The 19368-nt window shown below is 69.8% G+C and carries 15 protein-coding genes; 5 read left to right on the forward strand and 10 right to left on the reverse strand.

Translation table 11 applies throughout. The features are described from left to right. Positions 1-137 precede the first annotated feature (137 nt). The gene (locus ACQPZW_RS13545; protein WP_433795210.1) at positions 138-1010 is read left to right on the forward strand and encodes an ABC transporter ATP-binding protein; all 873 of its coding nucleotides are present in this window, start codon (positions 138-140) and stop codon (positions 1008-1010) included. Then, positions 1007-1609 carry a hypothetical protein gene (locus ACQPZW_RS13550; protein ID WP_433795211.1) on the forward strand — a complete coding sequence of 201 codons (603 nt, stop codon included), beginning with the start codon at positions 1007-1009 and terminating at the stop codon, positions 1607-1609. Before ACQPZW_RS13545 ends, ACQPZW_RS13550 begins: the two co-directional genes overlap by 4 nt. A 159-nt stretch (positions 1610-1768) precedes the next feature. On the opposite strand, the gene ACQPZW_RS13555 is transcribed toward ACQPZW_RS13550, so the two are convergent. Together ACQPZW_RS13555 and ACQPZW_RS13560 are read right to left on the reverse strand one after the other, a co-directional pair. Further along, positions 1769-2248 (reverse strand): DUF2510 domain-containing protein, encoded by a 480-nt coding sequence (locus ACQPZW_RS13555; RefSeq protein WP_433795212.1) that lies wholly within the window; start codon positions 2246-2248, stop codon positions 1769-1771. 110 nt (positions 2249-2358) lie between these two features. Then, positions 2359-3867 carry a M28 family metallopeptidase gene (locus tag ACQPZW_RS13560; protein ID WP_433795213.1) on the reverse strand — a complete coding sequence of 503 codons (1509 nt, stop codon included), beginning with the start codon at positions 3865-3867 and terminating at the stop codon, positions 2359-2361. A gap of 211 nt (positions 3868-4078) precedes the next feature. Here ACQPZW_RS13560 and ACQPZW_RS13565 point away from each other — a divergent pair, with 211 nt between their 5' ends. Beyond that, positions 4079-5671, forward strand: a complete 1593-nt coding sequence (locus tag ACQPZW_RS13565) for an alpha/beta hydrolase (RefSeq protein ID WP_433795214.1) — start codon at positions 4079-4081, stop codon at positions 5669-5671. Positions 5672-5740: 69 nt separating this feature from the next. Here ACQPZW_RS13565 and ACQPZW_RS13570 read toward each other — a convergent pair whose 3' ends face one another. Genes ACQPZW_RS13570 through ACQPZW_RS13585 form a run of 4 tightly spaced genes read right to left on the reverse strand, consistent with a single transcriptional unit; the run spans position 5741 to position 9065 of the window. After that, positions 5741-6517 (reverse strand): ABC transporter ATP-binding protein, encoded by a 777-nt coding sequence (locus ACQPZW_RS13570; protein ID WP_433795215.1) that lies wholly within the window; start codon positions 6515-6517, stop codon positions 5741-5743. Positions 6518-6526: 9 nt separating this feature from the next. Next, positions 6527-7309 carry an ABC transporter permease gene (locus tag ACQPZW_RS13575; protein WP_433795216.1) on the reverse strand — a complete coding sequence of 261 codons (783 nt, stop codon included), beginning with the start codon at positions 7307-7309 and terminating at the stop codon, positions 6527-6529. Further along, the gene (locus tag ACQPZW_RS13580) at positions 7306-8109 is read right to left on the reverse strand and encodes an ABC transporter permease (protein WP_433795217.1); all 804 of its coding nucleotides are present in this window, start codon (positions 8107-8109) and stop codon (positions 7306-7308) included. The genes ACQPZW_RS13575 and ACQPZW_RS13580 overlap by 4 nt, the downstream gene beginning before the upstream one ends. Continuing rightward, positions 8106-9065 (reverse strand): ABC transporter substrate-binding protein, encoded by a 960-nt coding sequence (locus tag ACQPZW_RS13585; protein WP_433795218.1) that lies wholly within the window; start codon positions 9063-9065, stop codon positions 8106-8108. The genes ACQPZW_RS13580 and ACQPZW_RS13585 overlap by 4 nt, the downstream gene beginning before the upstream one ends. A gap of 100 nt (positions 9066-9165) precedes the next feature. On the opposite strand from ACQPZW_RS13585, the gene ACQPZW_RS13590 reads away from it, so the two are divergent. Both ACQPZW_RS13590 and ACQPZW_RS13595 read left to right on the forward strand, forming a co-directional pair. After that, a complete protein-coding gene (locus ACQPZW_RS13590) occupies positions 9166-9948 on the forward strand; it encodes an IclR family transcriptional regulator domain-containing protein (RefSeq protein ID WP_433795219.1) in 783 nt (260 codons plus the stop codon). A 59-nt stretch (positions 9949-10007) separates the two neighbouring features. After that, positions 10008-12434 (forward strand): EAL domain-containing protein, encoded by a 2427-nt coding sequence (locus ACQPZW_RS13595; protein WP_433797529.1) that lies wholly within the window; start codon positions 10008-10010, stop codon positions 12432-12434. A gap of 70 nt (positions 12435-12504) precedes the next feature. Here the strand turns inward: ACQPZW_RS13595 and ACQPZW_RS13600 are convergent, their stop codons facing one another. The 4 genes from ACQPZW_RS13600 to ACQPZW_RS13615 are packed head-to-tail and all read right to left on the reverse strand — an operon-like array spanning position 12505 to position 19316. After that, positions 12505-12966: a hypothetical protein gene (locus ACQPZW_RS13600; protein ID WP_433795220.1), complete on the reverse strand. Its 462-nt coding sequence runs from the start codon at positions 12964-12966 to the stop codon at positions 12505-12507. A gap of 6 nt (positions 12967-12972) precedes the next feature. Beyond that, on the reverse strand, positions 12973-18564 hold the full coding sequence (locus ACQPZW_RS13605; RefSeq protein WP_433795221.1) for a toxin glutamine deamidase domain-containing protein: 5592 nt from the start codon (positions 18562-18564) through the stop codon (positions 12973-12975). A 4-nt stretch (positions 18565-18568) separates the two neighbouring features. Further along, positions 18569-18898 (reverse strand): hypothetical protein, encoded by a 330-nt coding sequence (locus ACQPZW_RS13610; RefSeq protein ID WP_433795222.1) that lies wholly within the window; start codon positions 18896-18898, stop codon positions 18569-18571. Continuing rightward, positions 18888-19316 carry a YbaB/EbfC family nucleoid-associated protein gene (locus ACQPZW_RS13615; RefSeq protein WP_433795223.1) on the reverse strand — a complete coding sequence of 143 codons (429 nt, stop codon included), beginning with the start codon at positions 19314-19316 and terminating at the stop codon, positions 18888-18890. The genes ACQPZW_RS13610 and ACQPZW_RS13615 overlap by 11 nt, the downstream gene beginning before the upstream one ends. Positions 19317-19368 lie beyond the last annotated feature (52 nt).

Consider the following 19368-nt stretch of genomic DNA (forward strand, 5'->3'; position numbering starts at 1 on the left):
CGCTAGTCCTCCCGCTCCGTGATCGCATCCGCCGGACCCGGTAGGGCTCTCCGCGGTGCCCCGCGAGGGCGAGAGCCATAGGGAGTGATCAAACGGTTACCCTCCGAGCCTTGACAGAGACCGGGAGAATACCCGCCATGATCGAGATCCGGGATCTGACGAAGACCTACGGAAAGGTGGACGCGGTCCGTGACGTGACGTTCACCGCCGCGCCCGGCCGGGTCACCGGCCTGCTCGGGCTCAACGGCTCCGGCAAGAGCACCACGTTGCGGGTCCTGCTCGGCCTGGCCCGCCCGACCAAGGGCGCCGCGCTCATCAACGGCCGCCGGTACCGGGAGCTCGACCACCCGGTCCGGCACGTCGGCGCGGTCATCGAGCAGGGCCTCAGCCATCCGGGACAGTCCGGATACGCGCACCTGAACACCCAGGCCATTCTCGGTGGATTCCCGCGCGAGCGGGTCGGCCGGCTGCTGGAGTACGTGGGCCTGGAGGACGCGGCCACCAAGCGGACCGGCGACTACTCGCTCGGCATGAAGCAGCGGCTGGCGGTGGCGACGGCCCTGCTCGGCGAGCCGTCGGTGCTGGTGCTCGACGAGCCGGCGAACGGCCTGGACCCGCCCGGCATGGCCTGGCTGCGGGAGTTGCTGCTGGCGCACACGGCGGGCGGGGGCACCGTGCTGATCTCCAGTCATCTGCTCGCCGAGCTGGAGCACTTCGTCGACGACGTGGTGATCATCGGCCAGGGCCGGATCCTGGCGTCCGGGACGCTGGCCGAGCTGACGGGCACGGCCCGCCTGCGGGTGCGCGGCGGTGACCCGGAACGGCTCGCCAAGGCGTTCGAGCACAACGGCGCGACGGTGACGGCGGACGGTCCGGTGCTGTTCGTCTCCGGGCTGAGCCAGGAAGAGGCCGGCGACATCGCGCTCACCGCCCAGGTCGCGATCTACGAGCTGGTGGCCGAGGCCCAGAATCTGGAGGACATCTTCATGAGCGTGTCGGAGGCCCGATGATCGCCGTCGTCCGCAGCGAGCTGTACCGCAGCGTCAGCATCATCTCGTCATGGCTGGCGCTGATCGGGTTCGCGTTCGTGGCCGCGCTGGTCGGCTGGTTCAGCAAGGAGGCCTGGTCGCTCTTCGCGGGTATCGGGGCCTTCGGCATCGCGGTGACCGTGACCGCCCAGCACTATCAGCACCGGACCATGGTGCTGGTGCTGCTCAACCACCCGCACCGGTGGCGGGTCCTGGTCGCCCAGTGCGTGTCGGCGGCGGTGCTCGGCACGGTGCTGGCGGCCGTCAGCGGGGTGGCCGTGCTGCTCGACGATAACGCCGCCCACTACCGGTCGACGGTGCTGGTGGCACCGGTGATGGCGGTGTTCGGCACGCTGTGCACGGCGGTGGTCAAGCATCCCATGTGGTTGCTCGGTGGGGTCTTCGCCTGGCTGCTCTTCGCCGAGGGGCTGATCAACCGGATGGAGATCGGGCTGCCGTTCGCCTCGTTCGCGATGGCCTCCGCCGGCAACGTCAAGGCCCTGCTGTTCCTGCTGGCCTGGACGGGCGCGGCGATCCCGGTCGCGGTGTGGTCGGTCTATCGGGACGTCACCAGCGACTGAACGAGCCGGGGGCCCGCAGGCGTGCCGGGTGACGGCCGGTGGTTGGAGGGCCGGACGGAGCTGCAGCTTGGGGCGTGAACCCCGTCCGGCGTGGACACAGGATGGCCGACGTCGCTCTCGAAACGCTCTCGGACCACTCCCGCGCCGGGCCCGGGGCGGTCAGCCGAGCAGGATGATGGCGACCAGGGCGAGGACGATCGCGGCGATCACCGCGAGGGCGACCGGCCCGGCGTAGCGCCACCACCCGCCCGGAACGGGCTGCGGAGCGGCGGGCGCGGGCGGGGCGAGGCCGGGCCGCTCACCGACCGCGTCGACCGGCGGCATGGTGTACGGCGCGGTCGGCACCTCGGGGTGCGGCGGGGGAGCGGCGGGCCGCGACTCGGAGACGGTCGGCAGGCCACGGTGCTGGAATCCGGCCGGCTGGGTCGCGTACAGCGGGGTCTGCTCGGGGTTCTCCGGCGCGACGGTGTGCTCGCCGGGCGCCGCCGGGCCGCTCGGCGGGACCGGCGGGAAGTATCCGTTGGGCGGCGGCATCGGCGTGCCACCGGGCTGGACGTGGTCGGTCCACTGCCGGCCGTCCCACCAGCGTCGCGCCGGCAGGCCGCTCGGATCGGCATACCATCCGGCGGGCTGCGTCATGGTCGGTGCTCCTTCTCGGGCCGGGGCGGACACTGAGGTTCCTGATCGGCCGGGAGCTTCGGAAGCTGAGGGGTTCCGCCCGCCGGTCGATCCGGCGGGCGGAACCGGGCTCACGAGCGGGTGATCACGAGGTTGTCCACGGCCGCCTCGACCAGTGACGCGGTGCCGGCGTCGGCCGCCTCGACCTGGATACGGATCGTCTGCCCGGCGTACGCCGAGAGGTTGGCCGTCGCCGTCGTCCAGGCCGCCGCCTTGTTCGCCGCCGCCGCGGTCTGGGTGAGCACCGTCGTCGTGGTCGTCCCCGACACCACCCGGATGCGCAGGTAGTCGGCGCTGGTGGCGTTGTTCAGGTACGCCAGGTACCAGGACAGGCCGAGCGTCAGGGTGCCGGTCGGCAGGGTGATCGCCGGGGAGGTGATCGTGGTGATCCCGCCGTCCAGGTCGTTGGCGCCCGCGCTGGCCCCGGCGGTGGCCCCGGTGACCAGGGCGAAGCTGCCCTCGGCCGCGGCGTTCAGCTGGGTGGCGACGCCGGAGCTGGTGGTCGCCTCCGGGTTGCCGCGCTCCAGCCGGCCCGCCGTGGCGGTGTCGGTCGTGCCCTGGGTCCAGCCGGTCGCGGTCTCCAGGCCGTCGGACCAGACCGTGGTGCCGGGCGGTGTGGTGGTGCCGCCGTCGGCGAGCGTCCACACCGAGTACGCGATGGCGTCGCTGTTGCGGTCGAGCGCGGTGTCGTTGATGTTCGCCGTGGTGTCACATGACGCGTGGTAGCAGGGGTCGAAACGGCCGGTGGTGCCACCCCAGAGGCTGACCTGCGCGGACGTCTTGGTGCCCTCGGCGCCGGTGAAGATGCCGCCGGCCGGGATGCCGTTGGCGATGAACGGGCCGTAGTCGCTGCGCCCGTCGAAGTCGGTGCCCCGGGTCGGCACGCCGATCGAGGTGAAGTACGCGGCGAGGGTGGCCTCGATCTGCGCCGAGCCGGCCGGGCCGGGGCCGCTGCCGGTGCCGTCGGAGTTGTCGCCGTCGTAGAGGAAGTACCCCGGGTTCGGTGAGCCGATCATGTCGAAGTTCAGGTACCCGGTGATCGCCGCCTTCTGGGCCGAGCTCAGCGAGTTGACGTACGCCGTCGAGCCTCGCAGCCCCAGCTCCTCCGCGCCCCACCAGGCGAAACGCAGGTGCCGATCGGGCTGGAAGCCGGACCGCGACACCTGCAGCGCCACCTCGAGGATGCCCGCCGAGCCGGACCCGTTGTCGTTGATGCCGGGGCCCGCGGTGACGCTGTCCAGGTGGCCGCCGATCATCAGCGTGTCGGACGTGTCGCCGCCCGGCCAGTCGGCGATGAGGTTGTAGCCGGTCGCCCCGTTGTAGGTGAAGGACTGCTGCGTGGTCGTGAATCCGGCCGAGTCGAGCAGGTTCTTCACGTAGGTGACCGACGCCAGGTAGCCGGGCCGGCCGTGGGCGCGGTTGCCGCCGTTGGCGGTCGCGATGCTCTGGAGCTGGGTGAGGTGAGCCTTGACGTTGGCGACCGGGATGTCCGGCGCAGCCGCGGCGGCCTGTGCCGGGGTGGCGACGGCGAGGCCTGCGGCGATCAGCCCGGCCACGCCCACGATGGAGAATGCTCGCACGGGGTGGTCCTCCGTGTACTGAGGGGAACGGTCAGAGCCCGAAGCATCGCATCGGAGAGCGCTCGCGCTTTCATATCATTCGATACCTACCGTGACATGAACTCATGCCCATGTCTGTATGTGGGCGCATCTCCATGGCTGGATGGTTAGGCTGCGGGAACCGCCCCGGCGTGATCAGCCGCGACGGCGGTACGACAACGGAAGGCAAGGGATGCGGAAAATCCTGGCGGCCACCATCGCCGCCTCCGTCGGTCTCCTGATCGGCGCCGGCGCGATCCCTGTCGCGGCGTCGGCTACGGCCAAGACCGGCGGCTACACCCCGCCGGCCATCGACTGGGGCACCTGCACGCGCCCCAGTCTCCAGGCGCGTGGGGCGCAGTGCGGGTTCCTGGTGGTGCCTCTCGACTACGCCAAGCCGAACGGCACCAAGATCAAGATTGCGGTGTCGCGGATCAAGCACAAGTCCGCCGACGCCGCCTACCAGGGCGTCATGCTCACCAACCCCGGCGGTCCCGGCGGCTCCGGGCTCGGCCTGCCGGTGCTCGGTGAGTACGTGCCGAACGGCGCGGGCGAGCTCTACGACTGGATCGGCTTCGACCCGCGCGGCGTCGGCTCGAGCGTTCCGGCCCTGACCTGCGACCCGAACTACGCCGGCTACAACCGGCCGTTCTACGTCCCGGTCACCCGGCAGCTGGAGAAGACCTGGCAGGCCAAGGCCAAGGGGTACGCGAAGGCGTGCGACGTGGCCGGCGGAGCCCTGCTCGACCACCTCAAGACCACCGACACGGTCGCCGACATGGAGAGCCTGCGCAAGGCCCTCGGCGCCTCGAAGATCAACTACTACGGCTTCTCGTACGGCACCTACCTGGGCCAGGTCTACGCGACGCTGCACCCGGAGCGGGTCCGCCGGTTCGTCTTCGACGGCGTGGTCAACCCCGAGCGCGTCTGGTACGACGCGAACCTCGACCAGGACATCCAGTTCGACAAGAACATGGACGTCTTCTTCGGCTGGGTCGCGAAGAACGACGCCACCTACCACCTCGGCACGACCGCCAAGGTGGTGAAGCAGAAGTACTACTCGACGCTCTACTCGCTGATCAAGAACCCGGCCGCCGGCAAGATCGGCCCGGACGAGTGGAACGACATCTTCGTCTCGGCCGGCTACTACGTCTTCGGCTGGCAGGACGTCGCCTCGGCGTTCGCCGCGTGGGTGAACGACAAGGACCCGGCGCCGCTGCTCGACCAGTACGCCGAGCCCGGCGCGGCCGGTTCCGACAACGGCTACGCCGTCTACCTGGGCGTCCAGTGCACCGATGTGAAGTGGCCGACGAACTGGTCGAAGTGGCAGCGGGACAACTGGAAGATCTACGCCAAGCACCCGTTCATCACCTGGAACAACGCCTGGTACAACGCGCCCTGCATCAACTGGGGCGCCAAGGCCGGCAAGCCCGTCGACATCAACGGCAAGAAGGTCCCGCCGATCCTGCTGATCGCCGAGACCAACGACGCCGCCACCCCGTACTCGGGGGCCATCGAGGTGCGTAAGCGCTTCCCGCGCTCGGTCCTGATCGAGGGCGTCGGCGGCACCACCCACTCGGGTTCGCTGAACGGGATCGCCTGCACCGACGACACCATCGCCACCTACCTGGCCACCGGCGAACTGCCGGACCGGGTCCGCGGAAACCGTTCCGACAAGAAGTGCGACCCGATCCCGCAGCCGGATCCGGCCGCCGTCTCCACCTTCGGTTTCAGTGCCGCGGACGATGTGCGGGCTGAGGTCCGCGACGCGATCGGCGTTCGCTGACGACACCTCTTATGACAATGAAGAGCCCGGTCATCCGTACGAGATGACCGGGCTCTTTGTTTTGCGGTCCTATCGTCCGGCGTTCTTCTTGGCCGCCTGGATCTGCTCGTAGACGCGGGTGCGCAGCTCGATGAACCGGGGGTCGGCCCGTGTCGTCAGCTGGTCACGCGTCTCCGGCAGGTCGATGATCAGCTCGTCCTGCACCACGGTCGGCGACGACGACAGCATCACCACCCGCTGACCCAGGTACACCGACTCGTCGATGTCGTGGGTGACGAACAGGATGGTCACGCCGAGCCGCTTCCACAACTGGCGGACCAGGTCCTCCAGATCGGCGCGGGTCTGCGCGTCGACCGCCGCGAACGGCTCGTCCATGAGCAGCGTCTGCGGCTCGTAGGCGACCGCCCGGGCGATGGCGACCCGCTGCTGCATGCCGCCGGAGAGCTGCCACGGGTACGCCGACTCGGAGCCGGACAGGCCGACCGCGTCCAGTGACTGCTCCACCAGCTCGAGGCGGCGCTTCTTCTCCACCTTCTTCTGCTTGAGCGGCAGCTCCACGTTGTCGCGCACGCTCATCCAGGGGAACAGGCTGCGCCCGTACTCCTGGAAGACCACCGCCATGCCCTTCGGCGGCCCGTCGACCGCCTGGCCGTCGACGCGGACGTCCCCGGCGGTCGGGTCGAGCAGGCCGGAGATGCAGCGCAGCAGCGTCGTCTTGCCGCACCCGGACGGGCCGACCAGACAGACAAGGTCGCCGCTCTCCACCGTGAACGTGAGGTCGCGTAGCGCCTCCACCTCACGGCTGCCGGATCTGTAGACCTTCCGCAGGCCCTTCACTTCGAGCATCGTCGCCCCCTAGCCGGCGCGCTGCGCCGCGCGCAGGCCCTCGTACCACCGCAACAGCCGCCGCTCGGCGAGCCGGAACAGCACCGACAACACGAAGCCGAGCAGGCCGAGCAGGATGATCCCGCTCCACATCTCGGGGATCGCGAAGCTGCGCTGGAACTGCACGATGGTGAAACCGAGACCGTTGCTGGCCGCGAACATCTCGCTGATCACCATCAGGATGATCGCGATGGACAGCGCCTGGCGCAGTCCGGCCGCGATCTGTGGGCTCGCCGAGGGCAGCACCACCCGGGTGAGCCGGGCGGGCCCGTTCACCCCGTACGAGCGTGCGGTGTCGAGGACCACGCTGTCCACCGCGCGGACGCCCTCCACCGTGTTGAGCAGGATCGGCCAGATGCAGCCGAACACGATGACGGTGATCTTCATGCCGTTCCCGATCCCGGCGAACAGCATGATCACCGGCACCAGCACCGGCGGCGGGATGGCCCGGAAGAACTCCAGGACCGGCTCCACCGTGGCCCGCAGCCGCCGGTTGAGGCCGACCGCCACGCCCAGGCCGATGCCGATCAGCGCGGCCAGCAGGTAGCCGGCGAACAGGCGCACCAGGCTCGGCGCCACGTCCGCCTTCAGCCGCTCGGTCTGCCAGGTGTCGCCGAACGCGGTCAGGATCTTGGACAGCGGCGGGGCGTAGAAGTTCGTGCTGCCGGCGCTGAACACGTACCAGCCCACGAACAGGACCAGCGGCAACGCGACCGCCAGCCCGATCCTCTTGGCGATGTCACCCGGGTTCATATGGCCACTTCTCCCCGTACCGACTGGTGCCAGGCGAGCAGGCGGCGCTCGCCGGTACGAGCCAGCAGGTTGATCAGGACACCGAGGAGGCCGGTGACGACGACCAGGGCGTACATGGTGGGGACGGCGTCCGACGACTGGGCGACGGCGATCTCCTTGCCCAGGCCGGGCGAGCCGATCACCAGCTCGGCGGTGATCGCCAGGACCAGGGCCACCGAGGCGGCCAGCCGGATGCCGGTGAACACGTACGGCAGCGCGGTCGGCCACAGCACGTGCCGGACCCGGGCCCACGCGGAGAACCGGAAGCTCCTGGCTGTCTCGAAGGCGACCGGGTCCACGTCGGCCACCCCGTACAGCACCTGCATCAGGACCTGCCAGAACGACGCGTAGCAGACCAGCAGCAGGGTCGAGCCGAGGTCGGTGCCGTACATCAGCACCGCGAGGGGGATGAGCGCGACCGACGGGATCGGCCGCAGGAACTCGACCGTCGACGCGGTCAGCGCCCGCAGCACCGGCACCGACCCGATCACCAGGCCCGCCAGCACCCCGGCCCCGACCGCGATGGCCAGGCCGATCGCCCACGCGACCATGGTGTCGGACAGCGCCGTCCAGAACGTGGCGTTCGACGCTTCGTCGACAAGGGCGCCCGCGATCGTGCTGGCCGGCGGCAGGAACCGCTCGTCGACCAGCCCGGTCCGCGGCGCCAGTTCGATGACGAGGAGCAACCCGGCCAGGCCGGCAACCCCGAGCAGAGCGGGGTTGCCGGACCGGACCGGGTTGGCCGGGCGGGCCGTCGTCACGGCAGCAGCTTCGCCAGGTCCGGAGTGCCGGTGAAGATGCCGTCCTTCTCGCCGAGGCCGGCGAGGGTCTGCACCGACGCCTCGTTGATCTGGGTCGGCCACTTCGGCAGCACCAGCGACGCGCGGAGCTTCTCGTCGATCTTGGTGTAGGTGCCCAGGACCGCGCGGACCTCGTCCGGGTGCGCGTCGGCGTAGGTCAGCGACTCGTTGATCGCCTCGGTGAAGCGCTTGACCAGGTCGGCGTTCTCCGAGATCAGCTTCTGCGAGGTGAAGTACGCGGCGACGGTCAGGTTCGGGGCGGCGTCGACGAAGGTCGAGGCGATCTCCCGGCCACCGGCGGCCTTGATCGTGGACAGCTGCGGCTCGACCACCCAGGCGGCGTCGACCTCGCCTTTCTCCAGGGCGGCGGGCATGGTCGGGAACGCCATCTCGACGAAGTTCAGGGTCTTGTCGTCGCCACCGGCCTTGCGCACCGACTCGCGGGTGACGGTGTCGCCGATGTTCTTGAGGGTGTTCACCGAGATCTTCTTGCCGGCGAGGTCCTTGGCCGTCTTGATCGGGCTGTCCGCCTTCACGACCACGGCGCCGAAGTCCTTGCCGGCCTCACCGGTCGACGAGACACCGGCGGCGACCGCCTTGATCGGCAGGCCCTTGGTCTGGGCGATCATCAGGGAGGTCAGGTTGGAGAAGCCGAACTGGGTCTGGTTGTTGACCACACCCGGCACGATCGCGGCGCCGCCCTGACCGGCCTCGAGGGTGAGCTCGATGTTCCGGTTCTTGAAGAAGCCCTTCTGCTGGCCCAGGTAGATCGGGGCCACGTCGACGATCGGGATGACGCCGACCTTGACCTGGTCGACACCGCCCTCGGTCTTCGTGCCACCGCCGGAATCGGAACCGCAGGCCACCAGGGAGCCGGCGAGCGCAGCCGCCGCGAGCCCCGCGAGAAGACGCCGCATATTTACTCCTTAGAAAAGTGTGCGCATGACGAACGTGAGTTCTCATGGAGAACGCTATGATGTGCCCCGTGTCACGTCAACGACGGGGTTCGATCATCTGATGCCGCGCGAACCGTACTACGTTCAGTCGCTGGAACGGGGTCTCGCAGTGATCCGCGCGTTCGACGCACAGCACTCCGAACTCACGCTCAGTGACGTCGCCCGGGTCTGCGGCCTCACCCGTGCCGCCGCCCGCCGGTTCCTGCTGACCCTGACCGACCTCGGGTACGTCCGCACCGACGGCCGACTGTTCTCCCTGGCACCGCGGGTCCTCGAGCTCGGGTACTCGTACCTCTCCAGCATCTCGCTGCCCGAGGTCGCCGAACCCCACCTCGAACGCCTCGTCGCCGAGGTCCGCGAATCGTCCTCGATGTCCGTGCTCGACGGTGACGATATCGTCTATGTGGCCCGTGTCCCGACAAGTAGGATCATGCGGGTCGCGATCAACGTCGGCACCCGATTCCCGGCGTACGCCACGTCGATGGGCCGCGTGATCCTCGCCGGCCTCCCGTCGACCGAGCTCGAGGCCTACCTCGGGCGGGCCCGGCTCGAGCCGCTCACCGACCGCACCATCTGCACCCCGGACGCGCTGCGCGCCGAGCTGGCCCAGGTCCGCAGGCAGGGCCACGCCATCGTCGACCAGGAGCTGGAAGAGGGGCTGAGGGCGATCGCCGCCCCCATCCGGGACCGTTCCGGCGCCGTCACGGGCGCCGTCAACGTCTCCATCCACGCCGCCCGGGCCACCGTCGACGACATCCGTGAGCGCATCCTGCCCCCGCTGCTGGCCGCCACCGCCGCCATCGAGGCCGACCTCAAGATCGCCTCCCGTCGTTCCCGGGGCTGACGGGCCGGGCACTCAACTTCGGGTGGACCCGACCGAATGTGACCAGCGTGCCGAGACTCATGCGTGTCCCCGGGTGGCTGGCCTGGCTGATGTGCGGGCTGGGCGCGACGGTGGCGTACACCGCGATGCCCTATGGATGGGCCTCCCTCGCCGTCTCCACCGTCATCTCGGCCGGGTCGTGCGCGATCATGGTGGCCGGCATCCGCCGGAACCGCCCGGCCGCGCCGGGAAACTGGTACCTGTTCGCCGCCGCGGTCGCCACCTGGATCCTGGGTGACATCGTCTACGCCGTCCAGATCCTGGTCGATGGCGAGCCCGCCTTCCCCTCCTGGGCGGACGCCCTCTACCTCGGCGCCTACCCGATGCTCACGGTCGCCCTCTTCCGCCTCACCCGGGAACGTCTCGCCGGCGGCGGCTACCTGCGTGGCAACCTCATCGACTCCGCGATCATCGGCGTCGGCGTGGGCATCGTCTACTGGACCTTCATGATCGAGCCGATCGTCACCGACTCCTCGGTTCCGGTCCTCACGCGCGTCGCCACCGCCGGATACCCGACCGTCGGCGTTCTGCTCTGCGCCGTCGTCACCCCGATCCTGCTGCGCCGCGGCCCCCGCAGCCCCAGTCTGTGGCTGCTCACCGCCGGCAGTGCCATCACGCTCGCCGGCAACATCTCCTACACCCTGCTGCCTCACGCGGTCGAACCCGTCTACCTCTACGCCGGATACCTCACCGCCTACGCCTGCTGGGCCGCCGCCGCCGCCCACCCGTCGATGGCCCGGCCGGTCACCGGCGACCGTGACGGCCTGGGCCGCAGCCGTCTGCTCGTGCTCACCGCCTCCACCCTCCTCGTCCCGGCCGTCCTGCTCGTGCAGGGCGAACACGGCGGCGGCCGGGTCAGCTGGGCCGCCGTGGCCGTCGGCTCGATGGCCCTCTTCGTCCTCGTCGCCACACGGATGAGCGGCTACATCTCCCGCGTCGACTCCCAGGCCCGCCAGCTGCGCGACCTGGCCATGCGCGACGACCTCACCGGCCTGCCCAACCGCCGCGACTTCGAGCAGCGGGCCGCCCACGCCGTCGCCGCCGCCCCCTGCCACATGATCATGATCGATCTGGCCGGCTTCAAACACGTCAACGACCGTCTCGGCCGGGCCGCCGGTGACCAGGCCCTCATCGCCGTCGCCGACCTGCTCCGCCTCAGCATCCGCGACGGGGACGTGGTCGCTCGCATGGGCGCCGACGAATTCGCCGTCCTCGTCCACGACACGCTGCCCGACGACGGCCAGGCCGTGGCCGGCCGTCTCACCGAGGTGCTGCGCCACCCGATCCACGCCGGCGAGCACGAACTGCTCCTCAACGCCCGCCTCGGCGTCGCTTCCTCCACCCTCCCGGGCTCGTCCCTGACCTCCACCCCTTCCGGCGTGGCCTCGTCCGGCGTGGCCTCGTCCGGCGTGGCCTCGTCCGGCGTGGCCTCGTCCGGCGTGGCCTCGTCCGGCGTCGCCGCTTCCGGCGTCGCCGCTTCCGGCAAGGCCGCTTCGTCTGGCGTGGCCTCTTCCCTCGCGGCCTCGTCCGGCGTCGCCTCTCCTGCTGTGTCGGGTGTCGCTCTAGACGGTGCGGCCGAGCTGATCCGCCGGGCCGACACGGCCCGCTACGCGGCCAAGGCCAGCGGCGGCCAACTCGTCGAATACACCCCCGAGCTGGACGAACGCGCCGAAGCCGCCGAGCGGCTCGGCGCGGACCTGCGGCACAGCCTCGACGACGGCGACTTCCAGGTGGTCTACCAGCCGATCATCGACCTCCGCGACGATCGCCCGGTCGCCGTCGAGGCACTGGTGCGATGGACCCATCCGGTACGGGGCCCGGTCAGCCCCGTAGCGTTCATCCCCGTCGCCGAGGACAACGGGCTCATCGTCGAGCTCGGCGAGTGGATCATGCGAACCGCGTGCCGGCAGCTCGCCGCCTGGCGTAGCGCCCTGGGTGCGGAAGCCCCGCTCTACATCAGCGTCAACGTCTCCCCGAGACAGCTCAGCGAACCCGGATTCCCGGCCGTGGTCCTCGGGATCCTGGCCGACACCGGGCTCGAACCGGCCGCCCTCCTGGTCGAGGTCACCGAGACCGCCATCTTCGGCGGCGGCACCGCCATCGAAGCCGTCGAGACCCTGCACCGGGCCGGCATCCGCATAGCCCTCGACGACTTCGGCACCGGCCACTCGTCGCTGGGCCTGCTCCGCACCGTCCCGGTAGACGTTCTGAAGATCGACAAGTCGTTCGTCGACGAGATCCTCGAACCGGGCCGCCGGGCGGTCATCGTCGACGCCCTCATCCACGTCTGCACCGGTCTCGACCTACGAGCGGTCGCCGAGGGCGTGGAAACCGCCGAACAGGCCGACTACCTGCGCGAACTCGGATACCACTACGCCCAGGGCTACCACTTCGGCCGCCCGGCCCCGGACCCGATCACCCCGGTCGCGGACACCCTCACGGTCTGACCCCACCGGGCATGTCGTGGCGAAGGAAGAGATGGCCCACGCTGAGGACCCTCGCCCAGTCGGTTTCCTATTACTCCGCCTGGGTGGACGAGGTGGTCAGCCCTTCCGAATAGTGGGGCGACAGGGAAAACGCGGGACGGCCCTTGATGTGGGCGATCAGATTCTCGTCGTCGACCGCCACGATGTCGCCGGTCGCCGGAGCAGCAATGATCATGCTTCCGGTGATGAATGCAGACCCGAAGGTCGCCGGGAACGATTCGGCGAACGCGCGTAGTCGGCTCGCGTCCACGAAGTGCGGACCATATTGAAGTTCGTAGCTGGCGTCATTGACGACGATGACGGGGCCGGCCAGATGAGAACACTCTGCCAATAGGTCGTTGAGAACCTCGTCGTCTTCTCGCTCCTCGATGTCGAAGGGTCGCCAGATTTCGTGAGGCGTCGGGGCGAGCCCGTTGATCGTAAAGGTCTCCGATCCCGGAAAAATGACCCTGAGAAGATGCTCAGCGAAATCCCAATTTGCATTTCTAGTCATTTTGAACTATCTCCTCGGGAGTCGCTCACGATACTTCACGAAGACCTTCTCCGCGGTTCTCCATCGGCTTTCCAGGCCACGCTCCGGTTCTCGCAGGAGCATGAGCTTGACATGCGGACCTTCCCCCGTGTTCGGATGGCCTTTCATGTTGACTTCGATTTTCTGCCACTCGCCGTCGGGGTTCTGTCCCACGTAGTAATCCTTGCCTATGTACTTGTATCCCAGCACCAACCCGTCGGTCAGGAAATCGGCGACATCCCACAGGCCGTCGACATCGTCGATGTAATTGCGTATGACGCGCTTACCGTGTTCGTCGGTCGTCACCTTGGAGGTGATCTCGATGGGACAGCCGTCGTACCGAGGGTTCGTCACCTCGCTGCCGATAGGAAGTTGCAGGAGAGGGTTGTCGTCAGCCGGGTCCAGGTCCGGGTCCGAAACGTCCGGTGCCTGCCGTCTTCCCTTCCCCTTGCCGGCCGGATCCTCGGAGATGAACGGGCCGTCGTTGGCGGTCATCGGGGAGATTTCGGCCTGGCCGTCCACTACCAGGGCGTCCATGCGGACGACGTCGCCGGGGACGTCCAAGCCGGAATGGCTCTGGATGGGGAACGTGCTCACCTGGCGGGTCTGCGGGTCCAGGTAGAGGATGGTGCCGTTCTGGTTCACGGCGGCGAAAGCGTGTGTTCGGCCCGCCTGGTCCTGGGTCTCGATGAAGGCGAACGCGCCGTGGCCCAGCGACGTCAAATGGGCTCGCAGGTTGATCTCGGCCATTTTGACCTGGACGCGGGCGTCGTCCGGGTTCAGGGTGCTCGCGTCGGTCAGGCCCTCGAACCGGCCGCCGACCGTGTCCTCGATGCGGGCGGTCACACCGTCCTCGGCGCCGATCGGGCGGGACGGGTCGCCGTTGTGGTAACCGTCGAACGTACGTGGGGCCGACACCCTCGGGCGGGCGTGCATGTACGTCTCGAACAGGGACAGCACGTTGTCGCCGCAGTTGTTCGAGCGGGTCGGGTCGAGTTCGGGGCCGCCGTCGTTCTGCAGACCGAACCAATCGCCGTCGCGAGGGTCGGCGTGACGGATGACGTCGCCGTTCCGGTCGCGGGGCATGGCGCGTTCCAGGTCGGTCTGGTGGGTCTTCAACGGGGGCCGCAGACCACCGCGCCGGTTGTAGGGGCGGGTCCGGTCGGCCGACGGAGGGCGATCGTTTCCGGTCAGGGCGGATGTGTCGTCGGTTTCGATCGGGCCGGGAGCCAGATCGCTGGCGCTGTCGTTGACGATCTCCCAGTCGTTGCCGGTGAGCAGGACGTCGTCCATCGGGGCGTCGCCCTCGACGGCACGCGCCTGGTCGAAGAGGTCGTCGGCCTCCGCCTGCAGCCGGGCGGCCTCGATCTCGGCGGTGGCCACATCCACGAGGTCGCCGCCTGTGATCGCCCGCCGACGATCCTCTGCGTCCAGGGCCCTATCGCGGGCCTGTTTCCGCAGCTCCTGAGCTGTTTCCTGCCGATGGGCGTCGGCGAAACGCCGGCGTCGCTGGTGGCCCTCGTAGAGATAGTTCTCCCGGGCCTGCGCGTCTGCCGACTCCCGATCGTGCGTCACGGGCGGTGCAGGCGTCGGATCCGGTGCGGGTGACGTCTGCGCCAGCTCGGCATCCTGATGCGGATCAAGAACGGACAGCGGGTCCTTGTTGACCGGTCCATTCATGGACTCCGGATCCAACACCGCGAGAGGATCAAAGACCGGGCGATTCGGCGCGGCGTCCGTCGAGGGAGACGATTCCGATTCGGTACGTCCGAAGTCGTCCACAACCGGAGCGGGCACAGGCGGCGCCGCATCCGTGCGAACGGTCGACTCCTCCGGCCGATCGCCGTTGAAGTCCGGTGCCGTGTCCGTGCGGGTGGTGAGCTCGTCGGGCCGAACGTCGTTGAAGTCCGGTGCCGTGTCCGTGCGGGTGGTGAGCTCGTCGGGCCGAACGTCGTTGAAGTCCGGTGCCGTGTCCGTGCGGGTGGTGAGCTCGTCGGGCCGAACGTCATTGAAGTCCGGCTGTACCGGAGCGGGCGCCGGCGTGGGAGCGGGGTCGGGGGCAGGTGCAGGCGTAGGCGCCGGGGTGGGAGCCGGGCCGGGGGTCGGCGCCGGGGGCGGCGGTGGCGGCGGGGGCAGTGGCGACGGCTGCGTGCTGACCGGCGGCGCGGGTGACGGCTGCTGCTGGAGCGCCTGCTGCTGCAACTGGTAGGCCAGCGGCGGCGGGGGCGGTGTGGACCGGTTGCTGTAGAACGGCGCCGGCGGGGTGTTCGGGACCGCCATCGGGTTGCCGCTGCCGTCGACCATCAGGGAGTTCAGGGCGACGACGTTGCCGGGGTTCAGGGTGCCGTCGTGACCGTAGAGGGTGCGGTTCTGGGCCGGCGAGAAGTTCGACGAATCGGCGTGGCGGCCGCTCTGCGGGTCGACGAACAGGATCGTGCCGTTGTGGTTGACGGCGTTCCAGGCGTGGGCGCTGCCGTCTCCCCACACGTTGATGATCACAGCGGTGGAGCCGTGGCCACCCATCGCGAGCGTGTCGATGATCTGCTGAAAACCGTGGTCGACCGCGGCCTTCACCACGGCGGGCGGCCGCGGATCGTTCGCGACGTCACCGTAGAACGGCGCGAGTTGGGTGAAGCCGCTACCGGTCGCCTGCTCGGCCCGCAGGTGTCCGTTGAACTCGCCGACGTGCTTGTCGATCTCGCCGATGCCGTAGGTGTCGATCGTCCGCGGGGCGGAGACGGTCGGACGGCCGTGCAGATACGTCTCCAGGAACGACAGGGAACAGTCGAGGCAGTTGACGCCACGGGTCGGGTCCGCGGACGGCCCGCCGTCGTTGACCAGCTGCAACCAGGGGCGGCGCGGATCCGGATTGCGTTCCGGACGGAGGCCGGCGTCGCGGGGGATCGCACGCTCCAGGTCCGCCTGATGAATCTTCAGGGGTACGCGGAGCCCGCCCCCTTTTCGGTACGGCCGGGACTGCCGCGAGTTCGGCCGCTGGCCCGCGCCCGGGATCGCCGACTGGTCGTTGCTCCAGATCGGGTCGCCGGAGAGGTCGCCCCGGTCGGTGTTCGCGGGACGGAAGGCCGACGAGCTCTTCAGGTTCCACTGTCCGGCCAGGGCCTTTTCCGGATCCTTGACCAGGATGTCGAGTCGGGCGGCGGCGTCCCGGGCGGCCTTGCGATGGCCGGCCTCCTCCGTGAGCGAGTCCCGAACTCCGCGGAAGTCGAGGTTTCGCGCCGCCCTCAGAGCGTTGCGCCGTGCGTCCTCCGCGTCGGCGCGTTCCTGGGCGATCTCCGCGGTCAGCGCCTGGCGCCGTAGGTGGGTCATGTCCCGGATGAAGCTCTGCTTGTTCCGGCCGAGCTCCGCGAAATAGTCCCGCTCCCGCTGGTGGTCCTGAGCGGTCCGCGGCGGAATCTGGAACGGCACCGGAAAAGGTGAGGTCCCGGCCGGCGACGGATCGGTACGCGCCGGGCCCGGCTGGACGGCAGCCGAGGCCGACGGCCCGCTCTTGTCACCTGGACTCACCGGCCCGGGCTGCGCCGGAACAGCGGTATCCGTCCGCCCGGGCGACACCGTCCCCGGCGCGGCCCCGTTCGTCGTGGCCGTGCCGACGGGAGACGCGACGCTGGTCGATGCCGTCGCGCCGGTGGCAGGCGTGTTGCCGACCGGCGGCGTGGTGCCGGTGATGGGCGCGCTGGTGGTAGGCGTGTTGCCGACCGGCGGCGTGTTGCCGATGGACGGCGCCGGAGCGGGAGAGGTCGTCGGAGACGGCGAGACCGGCGGATGGTGCGGAGATGCGCCGTTCGTGGACGGACTCGTGAGGTTGGGACCGCCGGTAGGAGTACCGACGGCAGGGTTCGTAGTAGTGGGGCCACCACCGGCGAGCGACACGTTCGAGTGGGACGACCCCGTCGACGGTGCGAAGGCGACCGGCGCGTTGCTCTGGGGGGAGGCCGCCGGCGTGGCCGCGACCGAGGCGGGCGCGGCTGACGACGGCACACCGGCGCTGGTGGCGGCGGCCGCGGGAGCTTCGACCGGCGGCGCGACCGACGACAGGGTGACGTTGCCTGCCGACGACGTGACGTGGTCGGCCGCAACGGTGGTCGCCTGCACGGTCTCGGTCGCCGCCGGCGAGCCCACGGTCTCGGTCGCCGTCGGCGAGCCGGTGTGGGCGGACGCGGAAGCTGCGACATGACCGGACGACGAAGCCGCCGCCGAGGCGTCGGAGAAGCCGGACGAGGAGGAAGGAGAGGGGGAGGAGGGAGAGGGGGAGTAGGAGGAGGAAGGCGACGACGAATGGCCGGCGACCGAGCCGCCACCGTCGGAGAAGGAGGGCAGCGAGGAGGAAGAAGGCGAGGACGATAAGGAGGAAGGCGAAGACGAGAAGGAGGAAGAAGGCGGCGAGGACGAAGAGGAGAAGGCGGACGGCGGGGAAGAGGAGGACGAGAAGGAGGACGGTGAGGAAGACGACGAGGAGGAGTCGGTGGACAGGCCGGATGTCGGCGAGCTTCCACCCGTACCGAATGAGGAGGAGACCGGGACCGGCGACGAGCCCGCCGCCGAACCGTCCATCTTGAGCCCGCCCGCGCCGTCGAGGCTCGAACCGAAATCGCTGAACGCCTGCCGGGTGTTGCCGACCGCCGACCCGGCGGCGCCGGAGGTGCCCGCCTTGGCGAGATCCTCGAACGACGGCAGCTGACCACCGGCCGCGGAGCCGCCGAGCTCGCCGAAGACCTCACCCGCCGCGCCGCGGAACATCCCGCTCCTGTTGCCGGCGCCGATCATGGCCCCGTGTGCGGAAGCCCCACCCGCGGCGCCGGCGAGTGTGGAACGGCCCAGGTCACCGAGGTCGATGCCGTCGGAATGCCCGACCCCCGCCTGGTACGCCTGGACGCCGAGGTTGGTGAGGAACTCCTCCCGGGCCTCCTGGCGACCCTCCTTGAGCGCCTTCTTGCCGAGGTTCTGCAGGCCCTTCTTGGTGAGCAGATCCTTACCGGCGCGTTTCGCGGTCTCCTTGACAGCCGCCTTGATCGCCTTCTTGGAGAGCTGCGCGATCAGCCGTTTGAAGATCTGCTGGATCGCCATCCGGGTCGCCGCGATCAGTCCGCCGGCCACGGGTGAGGCGGCGCCGAGGGTGAGCGCCACGGTGACCGCCAGGCCGATCAGCTCGATGACGAACAGGCCCAGCTCGATCCACGCCTCGAGTTTGGCGGCCTCGATGTCCTGGGCGCACTCGTCGACGACCTTGCCCATCTCGGCGGCGAACGCGACGAGGGCGTTGAGCGGGGCCTCCTCGCCCTCGGCGACCTCTTTCCAGGCGGTGACGAACGCGTCGATCGTGGTGCCGCCGCCGCCGTACGCCGCGATGAACTGCCCGGCCGCGTCGGCGGCGTCCTGGCGGGGCGCGGCCATGGCGTCGACCAGGTCGTACCACTGGTCGGCGAGGTCCCAGGTGGTCTTCTCGTTGCCCTCGGGCCAGTCGAAGCCGACGACCCATTCGAGCGCTTCGTAGGCCCATCCGGGCAGGTCCCAGGGGGAGTAGTCGAGCGGGTGCGGGATCGGGCTGGGCAGGATCGTCATGCGGTCAGGCCGGGTACGACTTGGCGACGACGGACGCGGCCCGTGAGTCGGCGGCCTCGTTGTCGGCGACGGTCTGCACCGCGGCCTCGCCGATGCCCTCGACGTAGCCGGCGACCTTGCCGAACGCCTCGACGAACTTCTGCACCATCGGCCCGTAGTCCTTCTGGAAGGCGGCGCCGATCTCGTCGCGGCCCCAGGGCTGGCCGGCGCTCCCGGCGGCGATCTCGGCGACGTGGCCGTTGCTCATGCCGACCAGCTGGGAGCCCGCCGCGGAGAGGTCGCGGCCGCTCGCGGTGGCGCGGGGCGCGTCCAGGTGGAGCTGCTCACCGGCCATCGTCGTCACCGGCCTCGCGCATGATCCGGTCCTGGCGGGCGAGCAGGTTGCCGAAGTTGCCGTCGCGCAGGAACCCGGCGGCGGCCGAGCCGGGCGGAAGGTAATCCCCGACCATCTCCTGCACCCGGTCGCCGGTCCGGGCGACGGCCTTCTCGACGGTACGCAGGATCGTGCGCGCCAGCTCGTCCGGATCGCCCTGGCGGTAGATCTCCCGGCTGAGCCGCAGGTCGATCAGCTGGCCGCGGGCGCCGACGGTGGCCCGCACCGTGCCGTCGGCCGACTCCTCGGTGACGGACAGCGTGGCGAGGCGCTCCTGGATGTCGTCCAGGCCCAGGCGCAGGCGCTGGTACTGCGACACGACGTCGTCGAACCTGGCCCGCAGAGCGTGGTTGACGTCCCGATCGGCCTGTCTGCTCACGGCTGTCTCCCCGAGGACTCGCGAATTGACTGCAAGAACCTACCAGCCGCGA

Origin of the sequence: Actinoplanes sp. CA-252034 (genome assembly GCF_050956125.1) — a bacterium.
Lineage (GTDB): Bacteria > Actinomycetota > Actinomycetes > Mycobacteriales > Micromonosporaceae > Actinoplanes.

Coding starts and splice junctions, on each gene's coding strand:
- ACQPZW_RS13545 (WP_433795210.1), top strand. CDS start 138: ATGATCGAGATCCGGGATCTGACGAAGACCTACGGAAAGGTGGACGCG.
- ACQPZW_RS13550 (WP_433795211.1), top strand. CDS start 1,007: ATGATCGCCGTCGTCCGCAGCGAGCTGTACCGCAGCGTCAGCATCATC.
- ACQPZW_RS13555 (WP_433795212.1), bottom strand. CDS start 2,248: ATGACGCAGCCCGCCGGATGGTATGCCGATCCGAGCGGCCTGCCGGCG.
- ACQPZW_RS13565 (WP_433795214.1), top strand. CDS start 4,079: ATGCGGAAAATCCTGGCGGCCACCATCGCCGCCTCCGTCGGTCTCCTG.
- ACQPZW_RS13570 (WP_433795215.1), bottom strand. CDS start 6,517: ATGCTCGAAGTGAAGGGCCTGCGGAAGGTCTACAGATCCGGCAGCCGT.
- ACQPZW_RS13575 (WP_433795216.1), bottom strand. CDS start 7,309: ATGAACCCGGGTGACATCGCCAAGAGGATCGGGCTGGCGGTCGCGTTG.
- ACQPZW_RS13585 (WP_433795218.1), bottom strand. CDS start 9,065: ATGCGGCGTCTTCTCGCGGGGCTCGCGGCGGCTGCGCTCGCCGGCTCC.
- ACQPZW_RS13590 (WP_433795219.1), top strand. CDS start 9,166: ATGCCGCGCGAACCGTACTACGTTCAGTCGCTGGAACGGGGTCTCGCA.
- ACQPZW_RS13595 (WP_433797529.1), top strand. CDS start 10,008: ATGCGTGTCCCCGGGTGGCTGGCCTGGCTGATGTGCGGGCTGGGCGCG.
- ACQPZW_RS13600 (WP_433795220.1), bottom strand. CDS start 12,966: ATGACTAGAAATGCAAATTGGGATTTCGCTGAGCATCTTCTCAGGGTC.
- ACQPZW_RS13605 (WP_433795221.1), bottom strand. CDS start 18,564: ATGACGATCCTGCCCAGCCCGATCCCGCACCCGCTCGACTACTCCCCC.
- ACQPZW_RS13610 (WP_433795222.1), bottom strand. CDS start 18,898: ATGGCCGGTGAGCAGCTCCACCTGGACGCGCCCCGCGCCACCGCGAGC.